We start from the raw sequence: 20786 nt of genomic DNA on the forward strand, positions 1-20786 counted from the left end.
ACCTCTGCCGCCCCACCCGGACTGGCTCGCCCTGCCCGCCTGACCGCCCCCTCCCCGACTACCCAGCCTCAAGTCGAGCCGCCGCCCTCGACCGACCCGCCCAGCGATCCCGCCCATCACCACGGCCACCCTCCCTGGGTCCCAGCCTCAAGCCACCCCACCTCTCCCGGCCACCTCATCCCCGCCCGTCTGCTCGCCCCCGCCCCGGGCCGACCCGGCCCGATCGTCGGCAGAACGATGCAACCGGCGGACCTGCACCACTCACCAAGTCCTCGCGCAGGCTCAGCGCGAGCGTGTGGCGAGTCTGCCCAAGCGGCGAACCGCGAGGTTGGTGAGTGGTGCACGTCCGTCCACTCGGCCGCGCTACCGCGGCGACGGCGACCTGCACCACTGATCAACCCGCCACGGAACTGCCTCGGCCCGCTCACCGACGCTCGGTACGGCAGGACGGGGCGAGGTTGATCAGTGGTGGGTGCCGATCGGGAAGTAGCACGTCCTCGCAGCGAGCGTCGGAGGGACGGCGCATCCGGCCGACCTGCAGCACCCACCAAGTCCGCTCCCGGGCACAGGACGAGCGAGCGGCGAGCCTACTCACGCGACGGGCCGCGTGGTTGGTGGGTGGTGCAGATCGGCCTGCTGAGTTGCCCTTGCCGCGAAGGCGACCTGCAGCACTGATCAACCCGCCGGGGCGCGGCCTCGGAGGGCTGACTGACGATCGGTACGGCGGGATGAGGTGGGGTTGATCAGTGGGTGGGTGGCGAGCGGCAGGTCGCATGTCTTGGGCGCGAGCGTCGGCAGGACAGCCCATCCGGCCGACCTGCAGCACCCACCAAGTCCGCTCCCGGGCACGGGGTGAGCGGGCGGTGAGCCTGCTCGGGCGGCGGGCCGCGTGGTTGGTGGGTGGTGCAGGTCGGCGTGCTGAGTCGCCCTTGCCAGCGGAGGCGACATGCAGCACTGATCAACCCGCCGCGGAACGGCCTCGGAGGGCTGACCGACGCTCGGTACGGCAGTGCGGGGTGACGTTGATCAGTGGTGGGTGCCGATCGGGAAGTAGCACGTCCTGGCCGCGAGCGTCGGCAGAACGGCGCATCCGGCGGAGTTGCAGCACTCACCAAGTCCTCGCACGAGCTCGGCGCGAGCGGGCGGTGAGTCTGCCCAAGCGGCGAATCGCGGGGTTAGTGAGTGGTGGAGGTCCGCCTGCTCAGTTGCCCTCTGCGGCTAGGGCGACCTGGAGCACCCACCAAGTCCTCTGCCGGGCACGAGGTGAGCGGGCGATGAGCATGCTCAGGCGGCGCGCCGTGTGGTTGGTGGGTAGTGCACGTCGGCCTGCTGAGTCGCCCTTAGCTGCGAAGGCGACCTGCAGCACTGATCAACCCGCTGTGGGAAGGCCTCGGGCGGCTGAGCCACGCTCGGCGGGGCGGGGCGGGGCGGGGTGGGGTTGATCAGTGGTGGGTGGCGAGCGGGAGGTCGCACGTCTTGGGCTGCGAGCGTCGGCACGCCGCGACCGGCGGAGCCGCAGCACTCACCAAGTCGTCGGGCGGGCTTGGAGGTCAGCGGGTGGTGGGTCGGCCCAAGCGGCGGGTCGCGGGGTTGGTGAGTGGTGGAGGTCCGCCTGTTCGGTTGGTTTCCGCGGTGAGGGCGACCTGCAGCACCCACCAAGTGCTGTCCTGGGCTCGGGGTGAGCGGGCGGTGAGCCTGCTCGGGCGGAGGGTCGCGGGGTTGGTGGTGGTGCAGGTCGGATGCTGCGTTGCGCCGGCTGGGTCCCGGGCGGTTCGTCGTTCGCCCTCGTCTGCGGAGCGACCTGCAGCACTGATCAACCCGCTGTGGGGAGGCCTCGGGTGGCTGGTCGATGCTCGGGGCGGCGGGCGGGATGGGGTTGATGAGTGGTGGGTGGCGAGCGGCAGGTCGCATGTCTTGGGCGCGAGCGTCGGCAGGACAGCGCGTCCGGCGGACCTGCATCACTCACCAGGTCTTCGCGGGGGCTGGGCGCGAGTGGGCGGTGAGCCTGCCCAAGCGGCGAGTCGCGGGGTTGGTGAGTGGTGGAGGTCCGCCTGTTCGGTTGGTTTCCGCGGTGAGGGCGACCTGCAGCACCCACCAAGTGCTGTCCCGGGCTCGGGATGGGCGGGTGGTGAGCCTGGTCGGGCGGCGGGGCGCGGGGTTGGTGGGTGGTGCAGGTCGGGGTGCTGCGTTGCGCCGGCTGGGTCCCGGTTGGTTCGTCGTTCGCGCTCGTCTGTGGAGCGACCTGCAGCGCTGATCAACCCGCTGTGGGAGGCCTCGGGTGGCTGGTTGAGGCTCGGGGTGGCGGGGCGGGGTGGGGTGGGGTTGGTCAGTGGTGAGTGGTGAGTGGGAGGTCTAACGTCTTGAGGATTTGGGCGGCGGTCTCGTCGGGGGTGAGGTGGGTGTTGTCGATTCGGATGTAGGGGTGCTGGGCGAGGAAGTCCTCGGCCTTTGTGCGGGGGCCGCCGGTGTTGAGGGTGTACTGGGCGTCCATGTCCAGCAGGTTGCGTTCGGAGAACTCGACGTTGCGTTTGCTGGCCTTGCGTTCCAGGCGGAACGGGGTTGTGTTGCGGGCGAGGCGTTCGGACCGGTCGGAGTGGAGCTCGACCAGGTGGGTGCGGCCGCCGTGGGACTTGGCGATCTCGGTGTACGACGTGATCAGGGCGATCTCGTCGGGGTCGTTCAGGTCCCAGACGAAGGTGAACACCAGGCCGGGCAGGTGGGACGCGGCGGCCTCCTCGATCACGCGGCGGCGGAACTCCGAGACCAGGCGGTTGAACTGCGGGGTGCCGAACGGGAAGATCTCCAGGATCGGCTCGATCATCGCGTGGTTGTGGAAGAGCGCGAAGCCGGTCCGCTCGCAGACGGCGTGCCCGACCGTCATCTTGCCGACGGCGGCGGGTCCGAAGATGATCACCAGGTCCATGGGGCAAGGGTGCCAGGGTGGGCGGGCTCCGGACGATCGGTTTATTCGAGCGCGGGGTCGAGGAACCTGGTGATCCGGGTGATGCGGTCTTCGGAGATGGTGAGGACGAAGCGGCCGGCGTAGCGGGGTGGGTGGTCGTCGGTGAGGAAGTAGCAGCGGAAGCCGGGCTGGTGGTTGCAGGGGCTCGGGTCGAGGCGGACGCGCGCGCCGCGACGGCCGGCGGCGCTGGCGTGGAGGAAGGCTGCGATAGCTGCTGGGCCCTGGTATTCGTGGGGTGCTGGGGGCATCGCGAGCCAGGCGTCGTCGGTGAGCAGGTCGGTGACGGCTTCGATGTCATCGGCAACGAACGCCTCGGCGAAGCGGCGGGCCACGGCCCACTCGCCCGCGGTGTCGGGGCGCTCCCCGAGGGCCGGCAGTTGAGTGTTCCCGGCGCTACGAGCGAGATCGGCGTCGCGTGGCGATCCCACCGAGGCCCGCGCCCGTTGCAGTGCGCCCTTGATCGCCGTCTGGGTGGTGTCCATCATCTGCGCGACCTCCGCCATCGTGAAGCCGAGGACGTCGACGAGCACCAGCGTCGCGGTCTGGCGGGGTGGGAGGCGTTGCAGCGCGGTGACGAAGGCGAGCTCGACCGTCTCCCGGCGTACGGCGTGGTCCTCGAGCCAGGTGTCGGGGTACGGCTGGAGCCAGGTGATGTCGCCGCGCTGGGTCGGCTCGGGTGGGTCGAAGGGTGGGAGTGGTTCGGTCGGGGGGCGGCGTTTGCCGTCGCGGATCGCGTTCAGGCAGCGGTTGGTGGCGATCCGGTAGAGCCAGGTACGCAGCGACGACCGCTCGGCGAAGCCGCTCAGGCCGGTCCAGGCGGCGAGCAGGATCTCCTGCAGTACGTCGTCCGCATCGGTGACCGAGCCGAGCATTCGGTAGCAGTGCAGGTGGAGCTCACGCGCGTACGGCGCGGTGAGCTCGCCGAAGGCGCGGTCGTCGCCGCCGCGCGCCCGCTCCAGCACCGTCGTCATCACCCCATGGTGGCAGGCGCCGGGGACAATCTTCGGGCGATCGTTCCGATCCGGGTGCGGGCGGTGTCTACCCGGGTATCAGTCGTTTCGACCGGAAGGAACCATCCGATGACCGCACTGGACGTCGCGCTCGCCTACCACCAGGCCTGGACCGGCCACGACTTCGAGGCCGCGATGCAGTACGTCGCCGACGGGATCTTCTGTCAGGCGCCGTCCGGGCCGATCGAGGGGGCGGAGGCGTTTCGTGGGTTCATGGAGCCGTTCTCGAAGATCCTGCTGGAATCGGAGCTGCTGGCGGCGTACGGCGACGAGTCGACGGCGCTGCTGATGTACGGGACGCGGACGGTGCCGGTCGCGGATGCGCCGGCGGCGGAGCTGATCACGGTGGCCGACGGGCGGATCACTCAGCTGCGGATCATCTTCGACCGTCAGCCGTTCACCGAGGCGCGGGCTGCCGATGCGTCCTGAGCGCCGACGGGGGCAGGAGCTGCTCGATCAGCTCGCCGAGGCGTACGACGGGGTGCCGGGGGTTGATCGCGCGGCGATGTTCGGCAGCGAGGCCCTCCGGGTGCTGTCCCGGGGTGAGCCGAAGGTGTTCGCGTTCGTGGGGCGCGAGGGTGAGCTGGTGGTCAAGCTGCCTGGGCCGCGCGTGAAGGAGCTACGCGCGGGCGATGGGCGGGAGGTGCGCGTGGGCAGGAATCCGGCTCGGGAGTGGGTCGGGCTCCCGTACTCGGACGACCCGCAGCGCTGGCGCGACCTGCTGGCCGAGGCCCACGCGTTCGTCGGCGGCGCCTGAAGCGCGGCCGCTCGGCGGCCGGATCAGCGCGCCTGCAGCGCGGCCGCTCGGCGCGCAGGTCAGCCGCGTCTCAAGCGCGGGCGTTCGGGGTCAGCGGCGCTTGAAGTCGACCTCACCTGCCTGCTGAACCAGCTCGACCTCATCTCCCAAAGCCCACTCGGCGACCCGCGAGACCGTGTCGGCGGGGATCGCTTCGCTCAGGCCTGGGCGGGCCGGGATGCCGGTGGTGGCGTGGGCGTTCTGCGGCAGCACAACGCGGTAGCCGCGGTCGAGTGCCGTCCGTGCCGTCGCGCTGACGCACATCTCCGACATCAGGCCGCAGATCGCGACCGCCCCGACGCCGTGGTCGGTGAGGAGTGCGGTCAGCGAGGTCTCGCGGAAGGCGTCGTCGTGGGTTTTGCGGATGACCGTCTCACCGTCGGCGGGCGGGAAGTGCAGCTCCCAACCTGCAGTCCCGGGCGCATCCACCTGGCCGGCATCGCCGTCGTTCTGGATGTGGACGATGAGAGCCCCACTCCCCCGTGCTGCCGTCAGGAGGCCTGCGACGGCCTGTGCCAACTGGTCGGCATTGGGTACGGCGTGTGCCCCGCCCACATGCCCGGCCTGGACGTCGATGATCAGCAGTGCGTCCACAGGTTCCGGCATGCGGCGATCATCGGCGAACCCGCCGCCGCGGTCAACCGGATTCACTTGCCGCCGGTGAACGTGATCCCGTTGGTGATCTGCTTCTGCGCGAGGAAGAAGATCGCCAGGCACGGCAGCGTGATCAGCACCGAGGTTGCCATCAGCAACGGGGTATCGGTGCCGTTGACGGACTGGAAGCCGGCCAGCGCCAGGGGCAGCGTCTTCCACTGGTCGGAGTTGATGTAGATCGCCGGGCCGAGGAAGTTGTTCCAGTAGCCCATGAACAGCAGGATCGAGACCGCGACGACGGCCGGCCGCGCGAGCGGCAGGTAGACGAGCCAGAACATCTTGAACCAGCCGCAGCCGTCGACGACGGCGGCGTCGGCGAGCTCGGCGGGCATCCGGGAGAAGAACTGCCGGAACAGGAAGATGTAGAACGGCGATCCGAAGAACGCGGGCAGGATCAGCGGGTAGAGCGTGTCGATCATGCCCAGGTTGTTGAACAGCATGAACTGCGGCACCATCGTCACCTCCCCCGGCAGCAGCATCGTCGCCAGCACCACCGCGAAGACCAGCCCGGAGAACCGCACCCGCAGCCGCGCGAACGCGAAACCGGCCAGCGCGCAGGAGAACACCGTTCCGACGATCGGGATCAGCGTGGTGAGCACCGAGTTCAGCGCGTACCGCCAGAACGGGAACGACGTGATCGCCCGGGTGTAGTTGTCCCAGAGGAACTCGCTCGGCCAGATGCTCGCGCCCGCGCTGCCGACACCGGCCAGCGAGCGCAGCGAGGTCGCGATCATCCACAGGAACGGATAGACGAACGCCGCCGAGCCCAGCCCCAGTACGACGTACAGGATCACCGTGAGCGGCAGGTTCCGCCGCCAGTACGGGCGGTCCGCGCGCCGGACGCTCGCGGCGGCCTCGGTGCCGCGGCCGGTGTCGACCAGTACGGCCATGGCTCAGCCCCTCCTCAGGCGCGGACGGCGGCGCCGCCCGCCCATCTCGGTCTCGTAGTAGATCGCGAAGGCGCTGCCGCGCAGTGTCACGGCGGTGAGCGCCATGATGATCACGAACAGGATCCAGGCCAGCGCGGACGCGTAGCCCATCCGGAAGTTCTGGAACGCGTTGTCGTACAGGTAGTAGACGAAGAACAGCAGCGAGTCCTTCGGGCCGCCGTTGACGACGAAGCCCTGGGTGAAGATCTGCAGTGCGCCGATGATCCCGGTCAGCACGTTGAACAGGATGATCGGGCTCAGCTGCGGCAGTGTGACGTGCCAGAACAGCCGCAGCCGCCCGGCGCCGTCGAGCGCGGCGGCCTCGTACAGCGTGACCGGCACGTCCTTGAGGCCGGCCAGGTAGATCACCATCGCGCCGCCGACTGTCCACAGGCTCATCAGGATCACCGTCGGCAGCGCCCAGGACGCGTCGTTGAACCAGCCCGGTCCGGTGATCCCGATCTTGCCGAGCGCGTCGTTGACCAGCCCGTACTGCGGGTTGAAGACCCACAGGAACAGCACGATCTGGGCGACCCCGGAGACCAGGCTGGGCAGGTACCAGATGGTCCGGAACAGCCGGATCCCCGGCAGGTCGACGTTCATCAGCAGCGACACCGCGAACGCGAGCGCGGTCTGCAGCGGGACGCTGATCACGGCGTACAGGAGGGTGACCTTGATCGCCTGCCCGACCCGCGGGTCCTGGAAGGCCTCGGAGTAGTTGGCCAGGCCGACGAATTTCGGCGGCGTGATCAGGTCCCACGAGGTCAGGCTGACGAAGATCGAGGACAGCATCGGGCCGACGGTGAAGATCAGGAACCCGATCAGCCAGGGCGAGATGAACAGCCAGAAGGCGATCGTCTTGTCGGCCCGCGGCCACTTCCGCTTCGCCCCGTACGCCGCCAGCCCGATCACGGCGTACAGGACGATCAGCAGGGCCAGGAACGGGACCAGCGGCACCAGGACCGCGGGCACTCCCCAGGACTCCGCGAGCTGGCGGATCCATCCGATGGTCGGGTTCACGGTCTACCTCACTGCTTCAGGGCCGCGGTGCACTTGTCGTTCAGACCGGGCAGGATCTTGGCCACGTCGTCCTTGCCGCTGCCCAGCGGGGTGTAGCTGGTGATGCCCTTGTCGGCGTCACCGGAGATCTGACCCTCGCGCTTCACCGACGGGCTGACCAGACCGGTCTTCAGCGCGGTCGTGAACGCCGCCAGGTTGCGCTCGGCCGGCAGGACCTTCTCCAGCGTCGGCGTCGACTCGGCGATGATCGGTACGCCGAGCGCGGTGTTGCCCTGGATCAGCTGGTCCTGCGCCGTCTTGTTCGTGCTGGCGAACTCGACGAACTTCTTCGCCGTCTCGGCCTTCTTGCCGGTCGCGTTCTTCGCGATCGCGAGGCCGCCGACCTCCATCGGGAACCCCTTGCCGGGGACCGGGACGAGCGTCCAGTTCGGCTTGCTGATCTTGGCGAAGTCGGCGACCGTCCACGGCCCGAAGTCGCTGAAGGTGCCGAGGCGCCCGGCCGCGAACCACTGCGCCTGGTCCTGGCCCTCGATGTCGATCGAGTTCGGCGCGGACCGCTCCTTCTGCAGATCGACGATGTACTGCGCGGTCGCCACGCCCTGGCTGTCGCCGAACGTGCAGGCCGTCGCGTCGGCGTTGTAGAACCCGCCGCCGGCCGCGGTCAGCCAGCCCTTGAACCACATGTTGCTGGTCCCGAAGACGCGGGTCTTGCCGTCGCCGTGGGACAGCTTCTGCGCGATGGTCTTGAACTCGTCGAGGCTGAGCGGCGTGGTCGGGCTCGGCGCGGGCAGTCCGGCGGCCTTGAACGCGTCCAGGTTGACCGCCATCACCTTCGGCTTGGCGGTGAACGGCGTCGCGTAGTACTTGCCCTCGAACTTGAGCGCGTCGGAGATGTTCGGCTGGACGAACTTGCCCGGATCGACCTGCTGCTCGGCGAAGCTCGGCGCGAACCCGGCCAGGCTGGTGTTGCTGATCTCGATCACCGTCGACTGCGTGCCGGCCGCGATCGAGGTCTGCAGCTTCTGCTCGTAGTCGGCCTGGATCCAGTTCGTGGTGACCTTGGTGCCCGGGTTGGCCTGCTCGAACGCGGCGGCGATCGCCTTCAGCGAGGCGGCCTCGGAGTTGGTGCCCCAGAACGAGAAGGTGATGTCACCGTTCTCGTCGGCGGCACCGTTGTTGGCGGCGGGCTGGCTGCCGGTCGCGCACCCGGCGGCGAGCAGCAGCGCGGCGAGTCCGGCTCCGACCGGGAGCAGGCGGTTGCGAAGTGTCATGAGGGGTCCTTCGTCTGAGTGGTCACCCGGACGGTGCCGCCGGGCTCGATGGTGTGGTGGCCGGCCGATCCGACGGTCACCGTGAGCGGCCCCGGTCCGCTGTGCAGGGTGACCTCTGTCGTGTGCCGTCCTTCTTGGGCGATGCGCAAGTCCCAGTCGCCGACCCGGACGTGGTCGGCGGTCAGCCGGCCGATGTCGGCCGGCAGGTGGGAGTCGATGGACAGTGCGGCCGCGGCGGCGTCCGGCCGCAGGCCGAGCAGCCCCGCGACCAGGTGGTGCACCACGGTGAACGAGACCTCGGGGTAGTCGTCGCGGCTGTCGATCAGGTGCCGGATCCAGCGCCACGCCGACTCGTCGCGACCGTGCCGGAAGAACACCTCGGGCAGGTAGCTGAACGCCTCGATGTTCTTCGGCGGGGACAGCTCGAGCTGCTGCTCGACGAAGTCCAGGAACTGTTCGTTGCGGACACCGTCGCCGGTCAGGCCGGTCATCGGCGCGATCCAGCTCGACTCCAGTCCCCAGCCGAAGTCGAGGCCGTGGTCCGCGGTTCGCCCGCGGGCGAAGCGGCCTTGCCCGGCGTCCCACCAGGTCGACAGGAACTCCTGCTGGAGCTTGTTCGCGCGTTCGCCGTACGCCGGTCCGTGGTGCTTGGCGAGCGCGGTCAGTGCGGCGTACTGGAGGCCGATGCCGTCCGCCGCGACGATCAGCGGGTGGTCGGCGTCCTGCTCGTTGTACGTCGCGGAGCCGGCGAAGATGTCACCGGTCCCGGGCGCCTCCGGGACGCCGTCGCCGTCGTGGTCGTGCAGCGCGACGAAGTCGTCGACCGAGCGCAGGTAGTACGCCGCGAGGTCGGGGTCGTCGAGCCAGCGCCGGTCGCCGGTCCAGTCGTACTGCTCCAGCGCCCGCCAGGTCAGGTCGAAGACGGCGGGGATCTCCCGCACGAAGTCGTCGTCGCCGCGGTAGTCGAGAGCGGCGACCGCGCCGTCGAAGTGGAACGCCCAGACCGGGTACCACTTGCGCACCGCGGTGGCGGAGGCGGCGAAGTGGCGCAGCATCGCGAAGTTCTCGGCGTCCAGGCCGAGCAGGTGCGCGCCGCCGGCCTGGTGGCAGACGTCGCGGGAGTAGAACATCGGGCGCGACGGGTAGCCGGCCCAGTACGACGAGAGGTTGCCCTGAGCAACGTCCGTGGTCACCCAGGCCAGCGCCTGGTCGCGGGCCCAGGCGAACGCGTTCTCGACGTACGCGCTGTCCGACGTGACGGTCAGCTCCGGCATCGCGACACCCTTCGACGAATCCGTGTTTAGCGGTAAAATTAGCACGGATCAGATATTCGTCAATACGTGGGAACGCTTCGATTTTACCGCTATAGTCGATGGTCGAGAGTTGCTGACGACGACAGGAGCCGCCGATGTCCGTCCCGCCCCAGGCCTCGTTCGAGGTGCGCTCCCCCGACGGTTCGGTGGTCCGGACCGCCACGGTCTCCGGGGCGGCCACGGTCCGGGAGCTCGATGCCGACGGGGTCCTGCTGGTGGAGGTCGTCGCCGCGGACCTGCGGGTGGAGCCGGTCCGCATCCGCTGGACCTGGCCGGTCGAGGGCGCGGCGACGCTGTGGCAGGCGACCCAGGGGTCGCACCGCAACCTCCCGACCGACTGGGGCTCGCAGCGCGACGTCCGCTCGGTCCGGTCGGCGCCCGTCGCCGCGCTGGTGCGCACCGACGACGTGAGCCCGCTGGTCGTGTCGCTGTCCTCGAGCGTGCGCGGCTGCGACTTCGCCGTCGGCGTGAACGAGGAGACGGCCGAGCAGCTGGTCGAGCTCGTGGTCGACGACGTCGACCAGATCGACGGCGAGCACCGGCTGACCGTCCGGGTCGACCTGCGCGCGCTGCACTTCGCGGCCGCGCTGCGCGGCGTCACCGACGCCTGGACGGCCGAGCTCGGCGACCGGATCACGCCCGTACCCGACGTCGCCCGGACCGCGATGTACTCGACCTGGTACTCCGACCACCAGCACGTGTCGCAGGAGTCGGTCGAGCGGCACGCGCGCACCGGCGCGCAGTACGGGTGCAGTGCGGTGATCGTCGACGACGGCTGGCAGACCGACAACACCCAGCGCGGGTACGCGTACTGCGGCGACTGGGAGCCGACCAGCAGTTCCTTCCCCGACATGGCCGACCACGTCCGGCGCGTGCACGCGCTCGGCGTCGACTACGTGCTGTGGATCGCGCCGCCGCTGATGGGCCGGCACTCGAAGGCCTGGGACCGGTTCAGCGACAAGGCGCTCGGGTTCCTCGACGCGGAGCAGACGACGGTCGCGCTCGATCCCCGGTACGCCGACGTCCGCGAGCACCTGGTCGAGTGCTGCGTGCGGCCGGTCCGCGACTGGGGTGTGGACGGGCTGAAGATCGACTTCATCGACAGCTGGGCCTGGAAGAACCCGCCGCCGGCGCCGGACGGCGACTGCGCGACCGTCGACGAAGGTGTCGAGCTGTTCTTCGCCGCGGTGCGCGACGAGCTGCAGCGGTTGCGGCCGGACCTGCTGATCGAGTTCCGGCAGGACTACGTGAACCCGCGGCTGTGGCAGTACGGGACGTTCCTGCGCGCCGGCGACTGCGCGCTCGACGCGGTCGAGAACCGGGTGCGGACGGTCGACGCGCGCTTGCTGGCAGGCGATCGGGCCGTGCACTCGGACATGCTGATGTGGCACCCGGATGCTTCGGCGGAGGCCGTCGCCGAGCAGTTCATCGGGGTGCTGTTCAGCTCGCCGCAGGTTTCGATGGAGCTCGACGCGTTGTCCGACGAGCACGACCGCGTGGTGCGGTACTGGCTGGGCTTCTTCCGGGATCACGCGGCGACGTTGCTGCAGGGCGAACTGGTGCCCGTACGGCCGGACGCGCGGTACACGCAGGTCGCGGCGATCACCGCGGAAGAGACGATCGTCGCGGTGTACTCGAACCCGGTCGTGCGGCTGGCGGCGCCGACCGACGTACTGGTGCTGGTGAACGGCGGGAACGAGCCGGCCGTGCTGCTCGACGGTGCCGGTGACGGGCCGGTCGAGGTCGTAGTGTCTGACTGTTCCGGCCGCGAGGTGCGGCGCGGGACGTGCGCACCTCCGCGGGGGCTGTGGGCGCTCGACGTACCGGTCGGTGGGGTGGCGCGGATCGAACGCGCCGCCACGGCCTGACGCGCGGCGCGGCGGTGACGCTGGTTGGATGAGTTGACGAAGGGGGCTTGATGGCGACCGAGCGGAAGACCGCGAACCGCCGGACGACCGTGGCCGACGTGGCCCGGAGGGCCGGGGTGTCGGCGATGACGGTGTCCAACGTGGTGAACGCGCCGCACCGGGTCAGCGAGCAGACGGTCGCCGCGGTGCAGGCCGCGATCGCCGAGCTCGGCTACACGCCGAACCACGCCGCCCGCGCGCTGTCGTCCGGCCGCAGCCAGGTGATCGGGCTGCCGCTCTACCTCGACGACGCGGTCGACGAGCAGAACCCGGGGCTCGGTGGATTCCTGCACGGGCTGCTCGGCGGGCTGGTCAAGGCGGCCGCGGTCGACGGGTACGGCGTCCACGTGACGACGCCGACCGAGGGCAAGACCGAGATCGCCCTGTACGAGCAGCTGATCGCGGCGCGTCAGGTGGACGCGATCGTGGTGCTGGAGACGATGCCGCACGATCCGCGGATCGAGTTCCTGTCCACGAAGGGTTTCCCGTTCGTCGCGTTCGGGCGGACCGGCGCGGGGCAGCGGCAGTGCTGGGTCGATGTGGACAACGTCGAGTCGATGGCGGCGATCGGGCGGCACCTGCGCGCGGCCGGGCGGTCGCGGGCGGCGTACCTGGGGACGAAGAGTGAGCTCCCTTGGGTGCATCAGCGCGAGGAGGGGTTCCGGCAGCTGTTCGAGACGCCGTACGCGACGGAGTCGTTTGACGACCTCGACGCGGTCGGTGCTTATGTCGCTGCGGCGATGTCGGGTGCGGATCGGCCGGATGTGTTCGTGGCGGACAACGACGCGTTCGCGGTGGTGGCGATCCGGGCGTTGCAGCGGCTCGGGGTGAAGGTCGGCGAGGACGTCGCGGTCACGGGTTTCAACGACTTCCCGTTCGCGAGCATGCTCGACACCCCGTTGACGACGGCGCGAATTCCGTTGCGGGACATCGCGAACAGCCTGTTCGCGCGGGCGCTGCGCGAGATCGCGAACGAGGCCGATCAGCCTGGGTGCCTGGTGACCGCTCCCCTGGTCGTGCGCGCCAGCGCCTAGAAAATCCGTACGCCGGGGAGCCTCGCGCCTGTTAGTTTCGCCGAGGCACTGACCAGCGGAGGGACGGACGATGATCGTCAGCACGGAAGCACTGATCGGGATCGCACTGATCGAGCTCGGGCTGGTGGTGATGCCCGGGCCGAACATGATCTACCTGGTCTCGCGCTCGGTCGTGCAGGGGCGGCGCGCCGGGCTGATCTCGCTGGCCGGCGTCGGGACCGGCTTCCTGATCTACCTGCTCGCGGCGGCGGCCGGGCTCGCGACGGTGTTCGCGCTGGTGCCGGAGATCTACGTCGGGCTGAAGATCGCCGGGGCGGCGTACCTGCTCTGGCTGGCCTGGAAGGCGCTCCGGCCGGGCGGCAGCTCGGCGTTCACGCCGGACGCTCTGGAGCCTGATCGACCGCGCAAGCTCTTCGGCATGGGCCTGCTGACCTGCCTGCTGAACCCGAAGATCGCGATCCTCTACATCTCGCTGCTCCCGCAGTTCGTCGACCCGTCGCAGGGCCACGTCGGCGCACAGAGCCTGATCCTCGGCCTCACGCAGACCGCGGTCGGCGTCGGCGTGAACGCGATCTTCGTGATCACCGCCGGGTCGGTCGCGGTGTTCTTCAGCCGCAAGCCGCTGTGGGCACGGATCCACCGGTACGTCACCGGTACGGCGCTCGCAGTCTTCGCGGTGAAGCTCGCGACGGATCGGGCCCAGCCGGTCGCTGCGCCCTGATCGAGATGGGGTCTGTGCGTCGAGTGGTGGTGATCGGTGTGGCAGGCTCGGGCAAGTCGACCGTGGCTCGCGCGTTGAGCGCGCGGCTCGGCGTACCGCATGTCGAGCTGGATGCGCTGTTCTGGCAGGCCGGGTGGACGAAGCTGCCCGAGGACGAGTTCGAGGCGCGGGTCGCGGTGGCGACGGCGGCGGACGGATGGGTTGTCGACGGCAACTACTCGGCGCGGGTCCGGGAGATCACCTGGACGGCCGCCGATATGGTGGTCTGGCTGGATCTGCCGCGTGCCGTGGTGATGTGGCAACTGGTGCTGCGGACCGTACGGCGGACACTGAGCGGGGTCGAGTTGTGGAACGGGAATCGTGAGCGGCCGTTGCGGGATCAGCTGAGTCGGGATCCGGCGCGGTCGATCGTGTTGTGGGCCTGGCGGACGTACGCGCCGACCAAGCGGGAGTACGAGCGGCTCAGCGGGGACCCGGCGGTCGCGCGGGTGATCAGGCTGCGGGCGCGGCGGGAGGTTCGGCGGTTCTTGTCTTTCGGGCCAGGGTGAGGACGACCGCTGTGCCGAGGACACCGGCGCAGGCGATGGTGACGTTGGGGGCGACGAAGGTTCCGATCACGCCTGCGAGGGCGATCGTGACGCCCTGGACGGTCATCAGGCCGCTGGTCTGGACGGTGAAGAGGCGACCTCGGTACGCCGGGTCCGCCGCTTCCAGGATCAGTGGGTCGACGGCCTGGTTGAAGGCGTGGCCGCTGCCGGAGACGGCGAGGAGGACGGCGGCCAGCGCGACCGACGGGGTGAGGGCGAAGGCGATCGCGGGGAGTTGTGTTGCCAGGAGCAACGGGATGAGGAGCTTGCGGCGCGTCTGCGGGGTGAGGCGGGTGGCGGCGAGCTCGCCGAGGACGGTACCGGCGGCGTAGCCGGTGAACAGGGCGCCGGCGGCTGAGGCGGCCGCGCCCGTCTGGGCGGCGTACGCGACGGCCAGGCCGTCGGGGACGGCGGAGAACGCGGGGGCTGCCCAGGTGAGGAGCAGCAGGGTGCGGACCTTCGGGGTGGTGAAGAGGTAGCGGAGGCCTTCGCGGGACGCCTGGATTGTGTTGCCGCCGCGGGCGCCGGGGGCTGGAGTCGACGGGGTGCCGAAGCGGATCAGGGCGGCGGAGAGGGCGAAGGTCGCGACGTCGAGGGCGAGCAGCCAGGTCGGGCCGACTGCGGCGACGGCGATCGCGCCGAGGGCGAAGCCGGTGAGGACCGTGGTCTGGCTGATGGTTCGGAGCAGGGATCGGCCGGTCGGGAAGAGGTCGGCCGGGAGGAGTTGGGTGAGGCTGGCTGAGCGGGCGCCGGCGAAGATCGGGGCGATCAGGCCGGTGAGCAGCAGCAGGCCGAGCAGAGCGGCGACGGGGAGGCCGGGGATGAGCATCGCGCCGATGCAGAGCGCGCTGAGCAGGTCGCAGGCAACGAGGAGCGGGCGGGCTGGGAAGCGGTCGGCGATCGAGGAGAGGATCGTGCCACCGAGGGCGTACGGGAGGAACGAGCAGACGAGGACGAGCGCCGAGAGCAGCGGGGAGCCGGTGCGGTCGAAGACGAGGATGGAGAGCGCGACCTGGGCGGCGACGGTGCCGACCATCGAGACGGCGTGCGCGGTGAAGACGGCCCGCAGGCCGGGGATGCGGAGTACGGCGAGGTAGCCGCCCGCGGGGCGGGCAGCGCGTGGTGGATCGGCCTGGGAGGTCACGGGCCGAGCGTGCCCGGCGACGCCGACCGGCGACTAGACTTTCGGGAGTGACCGAAAGATGACTGTCCTGCGCTTCACCCGGGCCGACGCCCTGCGCTGCCGCTTCGGCGTCTCGCCGCTCTGGGAGACCGTCTCCGCGGTCCGCGTTCTGAACGGGAGCAAGCACCGCCCGCTCTACTCCCCCTGGGTCGCCGCCAAGGCCGAAGCGGCCAAGCGGCTCGACCTGCGGATGCTGCGCGCGGTGCAACCGCGCACCGGCTTCACCCCCGACTTCCTGACTCCCCCGCCGAAGGCCTCGCGCGCCCGCTTCGCGACCGAGATCGCGCGTGTCCGGGCGACGCCGCTCGACGTCGTACGGGCCGAGCTGACCAGGTCCCGGGACGAGCTGAACAACCCCGCGGCCCCCGCGATCGACCGGATGCTGACCGACCCGGCCGGAGCCCGCGAGCGCTTCGCCGACCAGATCGAGAACGCCTGGACGACGCTGATCGAGCCCGACTGGCCCACGATCAGCCGCGTGCTTGACGACGACATCGCGCACCGCGGCGAGCAGCTCACCAGCGGCGGACTGGCGAAGCTCTTCGACGACCTGCACCCGACGCTGTCCTGGAACGACGACAGCCTGATCGCCTCTCGCTACCGCGAGCCCGACCACGAGCTGTCCGGCGAGGGCCTCCTCCTGGTCCCCGGTGCGTTCGCCTGGCCGTACCTGGTCGCCATCGTTGCCCCCGGCTACCAGCCGACGCTCGTCTACCCAGCACGCGGCGCAGCCCGCCTCTGGGACGACGCACCCGCAGCACCCGACCCCCTGGCCACTCTTCTCGGCAGAACGAGAGCAACCCTGCTCACAGCGCTGGACCCACCAGCAACGACCAGTGCCCTCGCAGCGCAGTACGGGCTGGCTCTGGCGACCGTCGCCGAGCACCTGAAGGCCCTGTACGCCGCCGGCCTGGTGACGCGCCGCCGTACTGGTCACCAGGTCCACTACCGACGCACCGACGTGGGACAGGCGGTAGTCGACGCCTCTGTCGGATAGAAAGACGGCATGAAGAAGCACATGCGGAGGTGGCCGGCCTCACTGGCGGTGCTGGTCGTGCTTGGCCTGCAGCTGACGGTGCCGGCCGAGGTGCTGCCGATGCCGCGCTGGCTGCTGCCAGCACTCGGTGCTGCGCTGCTGGTGCCACTGGTGTGGGCGAACCCGTTCCACCTGCACCGGGACGAGCCCTGGCTGCGCTGGGTGGAGCTGGTCCTGCTGGCGGTGATCGTGGTGATCAACGGGATCTACCTGGCCGGTCTGATCGCGTACCTGACCTCCGGTGACGCGAACAACGGCATGGTGCTGGTCAAGGCCGCGCTGCTGATCTGGGTGACGAACGTCGTCGCGTTCGCGGTCTGGTACTGGGAGGTCGACCGCGGCGGTCCGTTCGCGCGGGCGCCCGAGCACGAGCACGAGACCGAACGCGCCGACCTGTTGTTCCCGCAGATGACCGCGGACATCCCCGGTTGGGAGAAGTGGCTGCCGGGGTTCACCGACTACCTGTTCGTGGCGTTCACCGCCGCGACCGCGTTCAGCCCGACCGACACGATGCCGCTGTCGGCCCGGGTGAAGGCCCTGATGACGGTTCAGTCGGCGATCTCACTGCTGACCATCGCGGTGGTCGCGGCCCGCGCGGTCAACGTGCTCTGACCACGAACTGAAACACTCTCGACGCGCCTGTAATGGGTGTGCCAGCATTACGCCCATGACACAGGATGCTGCCCGGACGAAGTCGATCGGGCTCGGGTTCGCGCTCTTCTCCGCGGTCACCTTCGGCGGCTCCGGACCGTTCGCGAAGGCGCTGATCGGCGCCGGGATGTCCCCGCAGCAGGCCGCCTGGCTGCGGATCCTGGGCGCCGCCGCGCTGCTCGTCCCGCTGGTGCTGATCTTCCGCGGCGCGGCCGGGCTGCGTGCGGCGCGCGCCTCCTGGCCGCAGCTGGTCCTGTACGGCCTGACCGGCATCGCCGGCTGCCAGACGCTCTTCTTCATCGCCGCCAGCCGGCTGCCGGTCGGCGTCGCGATCCTGCTCGAGTTCTCCGGGCCGGTGCTGGTCGTCGCCTGGCTCAAGTTCGGCCGCAAGGTCGCCGTACCGAAGTCGGCCGCGCTCGGCGTCGGGATCGCGCTGGTCGGCCTCGCGACCGTGGTCGAGATCTGGTCCGGCGTCCAGCTCGACCTGGTCGGTCTGCTCGCCGGGCTCGGCGCGGCCGCGTGCCAGGCGACGTACTTCATCCTGATCGACAAGCTGACCGGCGTCGCCGACCCGCTGGTGATGACGGCCGCGGGCAGCGTGGTCGGCGCGATCCTGCTGACCGCGATCGCGGCGCCCTGGGGCATCCCGTGGAACGCGCTGACCGACACGATCGCGATCGGCGAGCGGTCGGCGCCCGGCTGGGTGTTCGCGGCCTGGCTGATCGTGGTCAGCACCGTGGTCGCCTACCTGGCCGGCGCGGCCGCGGTCCAGCGGCTCTCGGCGGCGATCGGCGGCGCGGTCGCGTACGTCGAGGTGGTCGCGGCGACGCTGTTCGCGTGGATCCTGCTCAACGAGACGCTGACCACCAACCAGATCATCGGCGGCGCGATCGTGCTGCTCGGCGCGTTCGTCGCCCAGTCGTCGGTCGGCAAGGTCGCGCCACTCGAACTGCCGGTCACCGAGGAGGTCCCGGAGTCGGTGCGAGGATAGGCCGCATGGAGCTGACTGTTGAGGGTGGACCGATTCGGGGCGTCACGACCGGCGGAGTGACCGCGTACCTCGGCATCCCGTACGCCGGTACGCCGGTCGGCTACGAAGCGCCGCAACCGGTCGTCGCCTGGGACGGCGTCCGGGACGCGACCGCGTTCGGGCCGACCGCGCCGCAACCGCCGTACGACCCGCCCTTCGACGTGCTGCTGGCGAACCCACTCAGCGACGGCGACGAGACCCTCAACCTGAACGTGTGGACGCCCGGCGGCGAGGGGCGGCCGGTGATGGTCTGGATCCACGGCGGCGCGTTCCGCAACGGGTCGAACAGCATCCCGGCGTACGACGGGAGCGCGTTCGCGCGCGACGGGGTCGTGCTGGTCGGCATCAACTATCGGCTCGGCGTGCAGGGCTTCGGCGTCGTGCCCGACGCACCGAGCAACCGCGGGCTGCTCGACCAGCTCGCGGCGCTGCGCTGGGTGCGCGACAACATCGCCGCGTTCGGCGGCGATCCGGAGCAGGTGACGATCTTCGGGCAGTCGGCCGGCGGGATGAGCGTCGCGACGCTGCTCGCGATGCCCGCGGCGCAGGGGCTGTTCCAGCGGGCGATCGTGCAGAGCGGGTCGGCTGAGGCGGTGGCGCTGGACAGCGACCTCGCGCTGGTGACGGCTGAGGTGGCCAAGCGGCTCGGCGTACCGGCTACTGCTGCTGGGCTGGCCTCCGTCTCTACCGCCGAGCTGATCGCTGTGCAGCAACAGGTGTCGGCTGAGCTCCGTGCTGCGCCCGACCCGGCCCGGTGGGGTGTGACGACGGTGCAGGCGGGTGGCGGCATCATGCCGCTGTTCCCGGCGATCGACGGGGAGCTGGTCCACCAGCAGCCGCTGGCAGCAATCGCTGCTGGTGCTGCGGCGGGTGTGGAGGTGATGGCTGGCGCTACGCGGCACGAGTTCAACCTGTTCACCGTGCCGACTGGAATCGCTGCTGGGATCACTGCTGAGGCCCTGCCTGTGCTGCTCGCTCGGGCTGGGCTGGACCCGGCGCTGGCGTCGGAGTACACCGGGACGCCTGGCGAGATCTTCACCGCGATCAGCAGCGACCGGGCGATCGCGCAGCCGACAGTGCGGCTTGCTGAGGCGCAGCAGGCGGCTGGCGGTACGGCGTACGTGTATGAGTTCGGCTGGGAGTCGCCGCTGGAGGGGCTGCGCTCCTGCCACGCGCTGGAGCTGCCGTTCGTGTTCGACACCCTGGCGACCGCCACCTCCCCGCTCTACGGGTCGGAGCCGCCGCAGGAGCTGGCGGACCGGATGCACGCCGCCTGGGTGAGCTTCGCGAAGACCGGGAGCCCGGGCTGGTCGCCGTACGAGCCGACCACCCGGGCTGTCCAGGTCTTCTAGAGCAGAGAGTCCACGAGCTCGCGGGGCAGGCCGTGGGTCTCGTGCAGGTACTCGAAGTCGCTCTCGTCGAGCGGCTTGCGGAAGCGGTCGTGGCTGAGGATGCGGCGGCCGCGGTCGAGCAGGTTGGTGAACCGGATCTCCTCGTCGATCATGATCCGGCGCACCAGCGTGACCAGCTCGCCCTGGTGGAAGTGGTCCAGGGTCTGCTGGAACAGCTCGATCGGCAGGTCCGCCAGCGACCGTGACTCGTCGTCGCGCCACAGGATCGTCAGCACCCGGCGGATGAGCCGGCGCAGCACGTAACCGCGGCCGGTGTTCGACGGGTGCACGCCGTCGCCGACGATCACGATGCTCGACCGGAGGTGGTCGATGACGATCCGCTCGTCGGTCTCGCCGAGCTTCCACAGCTTCGGCACGGTCTGCATCCAGGGCTCGAACAGGCTGGTCTCGTAGACCGACTTCTTGCCCTCGAGCAGCATGGTCAGCCGCTCCAGCCCGAGCCCGGTGTCGATGTTGCGCTGCTCCAGCGGCTCCAGCGAGCCGTCGTCGAGCCGGCGGTAGCGCATCATCACGTGGTTCCACACCTCGACCCAGCGGTCGTCGGTGGTCGGGGTGCCCTCGGGTGAACCCTCGCCGGTCCAGACGAAGATCTCCGAGTCCGGGCCGCACGGACCGGTCGAGCCGTTCGACCACCAGTTCTCGTCACTGGTCAGCTCGATCGGCAGACCCAGCGACTGCCAGGTGCGCAGCGACTCCTGGTCCAGCTCGACCTGCTCGTCGCCGCCGAACACGGTGACGTACAGCTGGCTCGGGTCGATGCCGAAGCGCTCGGTGAGCAGCTCGTAGCCCCAGCGCAGGGTCTGCTCGCTGCCGTAGTCGCCGAGCGACCAGGAGCCCAGCATCTCGAACACGGTCAGGTGGGTCGGGTCGCCCACCTCGTCGAGGTCGGTCGTGCGCAGACATCGCTGCACGCCGACCAGGCGCCGGCCCAGCGGATGTGGATCACCTTCCAGGTACGGCGTGAGCGGGTGCATGCCGGAGGTCGTGAACAGCACCGGGTCGCCCGGGCGCGGGATCAGCGAGGAGCCCGTGGTCGGGATGTGGTCGTGCTCGGTGAAGAAGTCGAGGAAGGTCTTGGTGATCGTCATTTCAGGTCCTTTGGGGTGTGGACCGGAAACGATGCTGGCCTCGGAGACGCAAGAACCGGCGGACCGTTTCCGGTCGCCGGTTCTGGAAGAAGATGTCAGGCAGCGGCAGCCGGAGAGCGGAGAGCTCGTACGGCTGCGGCGAGGCGGGACATCTGATGCATGGACCCAGAGTACACACATTT

Annotated in this window: 19 protein-coding genes; 10 read left to right on the top strand and 9 right to left on the bottom strand. The window is 70.1% G+C overall.

Annotated features, from left to right (window positions below; translation table 11 throughout):
* Positions 1-2326 precede the first annotated feature (2326 nt).
* Both AB0M01_RS18990 and AB0M01_RS18995 read right to left on the bottom strand, forming a co-directional pair.
* On the bottom strand, positions 2327-2923 hold the full coding sequence (locus AB0M01_RS18990; RefSeq protein ID WP_363671067.1) for a hypothetical protein: 597 nt from the start codon (positions 2921-2923) through the stop codon (positions 2327-2329).
* A 41-nt stretch (positions 2924-2964) separates the two neighbouring features.
* A complete protein-coding gene (locus AB0M01_RS18995; RefSeq protein ID WP_363671069.1) occupies positions 2965-3933 on the bottom strand; it encodes an RNA polymerase subunit sigma-70 in 969 nt (322 codons plus the stop codon).
* A 108-nt stretch (positions 3934-4041) separates the two neighbouring features.
* Here AB0M01_RS18995 and AB0M01_RS19000 point away from each other — a divergent pair, with 108 nt between their 5' ends.
* Complete coding sequence (locus AB0M01_RS19000; RefSeq protein ID WP_363671071.1) at positions 4042-4401, top strand: nuclear transport factor 2 family protein; 360 nt, start codon at positions 4042-4044, stop codon at positions 4399-4401.
* The gene (locus tag AB0M01_RS19005) at positions 4391-4729 is read left to right on the top strand and encodes a hypothetical protein (protein WP_363671073.1); all 339 of its coding nucleotides are present in this window, start codon (positions 4391-4393) and stop codon (positions 4727-4729) included. The genes AB0M01_RS19000 and AB0M01_RS19005 overlap by 11 nt, the downstream gene beginning before the upstream one ends.
* Before the next feature lie 90 nt (positions 4730-4819).
* On the opposite strand, the gene AB0M01_RS19010 is transcribed toward AB0M01_RS19005, so the two are convergent.
* Genes AB0M01_RS19010 through AB0M01_RS19030 form a run of 5 tightly spaced genes read right to left on the bottom strand, consistent with a single transcriptional unit; the run spans position 4820 to position 9916 of the window.
* The gene (locus tag AB0M01_RS19010) at positions 4820-5374 is read right to left on the bottom strand and encodes a cysteine hydrolase family protein (protein WP_363671075.1); all 555 of its coding nucleotides are present in this window, start codon (positions 5372-5374) and stop codon (positions 4820-4822) included.
* A gap of 41 nt (positions 5375-5415) precedes the next feature.
* A complete protein-coding gene (locus AB0M01_RS19015) occupies positions 5416-6312 on the bottom strand; it encodes a carbohydrate ABC transporter permease (protein ID WP_363671077.1) in 897 nt (298 codons plus the stop codon).
* Between the two features lie 3 nt (positions 6313-6315).
* On the bottom strand, positions 6316-7371 hold the full coding sequence (locus AB0M01_RS19020; protein WP_363671079.1) for a sugar ABC transporter permease: 1056 nt from the start codon (positions 7369-7371) through the stop codon (positions 6316-6318).
* Between the two features lie 8 nt (positions 7372-7379).
* Positions 7380-8642 (bottom strand): extracellular solute-binding protein, encoded by a 1263-nt coding sequence (locus AB0M01_RS19025; RefSeq protein WP_363671081.1) that lies wholly within the window; start codon positions 8640-8642, stop codon positions 7380-7382.
* Positions 8639-9916 carry a hypothetical protein gene (locus tag AB0M01_RS19030; protein WP_363671083.1) on the bottom strand — a complete coding sequence of 426 codons (1278 nt, stop codon included), beginning with the start codon at positions 9914-9916 and terminating at the stop codon, positions 8639-8641. Before AB0M01_RS19030 ends, AB0M01_RS19025 begins: the two co-directional genes overlap by 4 nt.
* Positions 9917-10050: 134 nt before the next feature.
* Here AB0M01_RS19030 and AB0M01_RS19035 point away from each other — a divergent pair, with 134 nt between their 5' ends.
* The 4 genes from AB0M01_RS19035 (at position 10051) to AB0M01_RS19050 (ending at position 14165) form a co-directional block, all read left to right on the top strand.
* Positions 10051-11823: a glycoside hydrolase family 36 protein gene (locus AB0M01_RS19035; protein WP_363671085.1), complete on the top strand. Its 1773-nt coding sequence runs from the start codon at positions 10051-10053 to the stop codon at positions 11821-11823.
* A gap of 50 nt (positions 11824-11873) precedes the next feature.
* A complete protein-coding gene (locus AB0M01_RS19040; protein WP_363671087.1) occupies positions 11874-12896 on the top strand; it encodes a LacI family DNA-binding transcriptional regulator in 1023 nt (340 codons plus the stop codon).
* A gap of 70 nt (positions 12897-12966) precedes the next feature.
* A complete protein-coding gene (locus AB0M01_RS19045) occupies positions 12967-13617 on the top strand; it encodes a LysE family translocator (protein WP_363671089.1) in 651 nt (216 codons plus the stop codon).
* Positions 13618-13631: 14 nt separating this feature from the next.
* Positions 13632-14165 (top strand): AAA family ATPase, encoded by a 534-nt coding sequence (locus AB0M01_RS19050; protein WP_363671091.1) that lies wholly within the window; start codon positions 13632-13634, stop codon positions 14163-14165.
* On the opposite strand, the gene AB0M01_RS19055 is transcribed toward AB0M01_RS19050, so the two are convergent.
* Complete coding sequence (locus tag AB0M01_RS19055) at positions 14110-15348, bottom strand: MFS transporter (RefSeq protein WP_363671093.1); 1239 nt, start codon at positions 15346-15348, stop codon at positions 14110-14112. The two genes, AB0M01_RS19050 and AB0M01_RS19055, sit on opposite strands and share 56 nt — an antisense overlap.
* A 58-nt stretch (positions 15349-15406) precedes the next feature.
* Here AB0M01_RS19055 and AB0M01_RS19060 point away from each other — a divergent pair, with 58 nt between their 5' ends.
* The 4 genes from AB0M01_RS19060 to AB0M01_RS19075 are packed head-to-tail and all read left to right on the top strand — an operon-like array spanning position 15407 to position 19456.
* On the top strand, positions 15407-16384 hold the full coding sequence (locus AB0M01_RS19060) for a DUF5937 family protein (RefSeq protein WP_363671095.1): 978 nt from the start codon (positions 15407-15409) through the stop codon (positions 16382-16384).
* Between the two features lie 9 nt (positions 16385-16393).
* Positions 16394-17035 (top strand): hypothetical protein, encoded by a 642-nt coding sequence (locus tag AB0M01_RS19065; protein WP_363671097.1) that lies wholly within the window; start codon positions 16394-16396, stop codon positions 17033-17035.
* A gap of 55 nt (positions 17036-17090) precedes the next feature.
* Entirely contained in the window at positions 17091-18065 is a 975-nt protein-coding gene (locus tag AB0M01_RS19070) for a DMT family transporter (protein WP_363671099.1), read from the top strand.
* Positions 18066-18070: 5 nt separating this feature from the next.
* Positions 18071-19456, top strand: coding sequence for a carboxylesterase family protein (locus tag AB0M01_RS19075; protein WP_363671101.1), 1386 nt, complete (start codon positions 18071-18073; stop codon positions 19454-19456).
* Here the strand turns inward: AB0M01_RS19075 and AB0M01_RS19080 are convergent.
* Positions 19453-20604: an alanine--tRNA ligase-related protein gene (locus AB0M01_RS19080; protein WP_363671103.1), complete on the bottom strand. Its 1152-nt coding sequence runs from the start codon at positions 20602-20604 to the stop codon at positions 19453-19455. The genes AB0M01_RS19075 and AB0M01_RS19080 overlap by 4 nt on opposite strands.
* Positions 20605-20786 lie beyond the last annotated feature (182 nt).

This window comes from Kribbella sp. NPDC051770, assembly GCF_040681455.1.
GTDB lineage: Bacteria > Actinomycetota > Actinomycetes > Propionibacteriales > Kribbellaceae > Kribbella.

Excerpts from the sequence above, each read along its gene's own strand:
- AB0M01_RS18990 (WP_363671067.1), bottom strand. The coding sequence starts at position 2,923 with ATGGACCTGGTGATCATCTTCGGACCCGCCGCCGTCGGCAAGATGACG.
- AB0M01_RS18995 (WP_363671069.1), bottom strand. The coding sequence starts at position 3,933 with ATGACGACGGTGCTGGAGCGGGCGCGCGGCGGCGACGACCGCGCCTTC.
- AB0M01_RS19000 (WP_363671071.1), top strand. The coding sequence starts at position 4,042 with ATGACCGCACTGGACGTCGCGCTCGCCTACCACCAGGCCTGGACCGGC.
- AB0M01_RS19005 (WP_363671073.1), top strand. The coding sequence starts at position 4,391 with ATGCGTCCTGAGCGCCGACGGGGGCAGGAGCTGCTCGATCAGCTCGCC.
- AB0M01_RS19010 (WP_363671075.1), bottom strand. The coding sequence starts at position 5,374 with ATGCCGGAACCTGTGGACGCACTGCTGATCATCGACGTCCAGGCCGGG.
- AB0M01_RS19015 (WP_363671077.1), bottom strand. The coding sequence starts at position 6,312 with ATGGCCGTACTGGTCGACACCGGCCGCGGCACCGAGGCCGCCGCGAGC.
- AB0M01_RS19025 (WP_363671081.1), bottom strand. The coding sequence starts at position 8,642 with ATGACACTTCGCAACCGCCTGCTCCCGGTCGGAGCCGGACTCGCCGCG.
- AB0M01_RS19030 (WP_363671083.1), bottom strand. The coding sequence starts at position 9,916 with ATGCCGGAGCTGACCGTCACGTCGGACAGCGCGTACGTCGAGAACGCG.
- AB0M01_RS19035 (WP_363671085.1), top strand. The coding sequence starts at position 10,051 with ATGTCCGTCCCGCCCCAGGCCTCGTTCGAGGTGCGCTCCCCCGACGGT.
- AB0M01_RS19040 (WP_363671087.1), top strand. The coding sequence starts at position 11,874 with ATGGCGACCGAGCGGAAGACCGCGAACCGCCGGACGACCGTGGCCGAC.
- AB0M01_RS19045 (WP_363671089.1), top strand. The coding sequence starts at position 12,967 with ATGATCGTCAGCACGGAAGCACTGATCGGGATCGCACTGATCGAGCTC.
- AB0M01_RS19060 (WP_363671095.1), top strand. The coding sequence starts at position 15,407 with ATGACTGTCCTGCGCTTCACCCGGGCCGACGCCCTGCGCTGCCGCTTC.
- AB0M01_RS19065 (WP_363671097.1), top strand. The coding sequence starts at position 16,394 with ATGAAGAAGCACATGCGGAGGTGGCCGGCCTCACTGGCGGTGCTGGTC.
- AB0M01_RS19070 (WP_363671099.1), top strand. The coding sequence starts at position 17,091 with ATGACACAGGATGCTGCCCGGACGAAGTCGATCGGGCTCGGGTTCGCG.
- AB0M01_RS19075 (WP_363671101.1), top strand. The coding sequence starts at position 18,071 with ATGGAGCTGACTGTTGAGGGTGGACCGATTCGGGGCGTCACGACCGGC.
- AB0M01_RS19080 (WP_363671103.1), bottom strand. The coding sequence starts at position 20,604 with ATGACGATCACCAAGACCTTCCTCGACTTCTTCACCGAGCACGACCAC.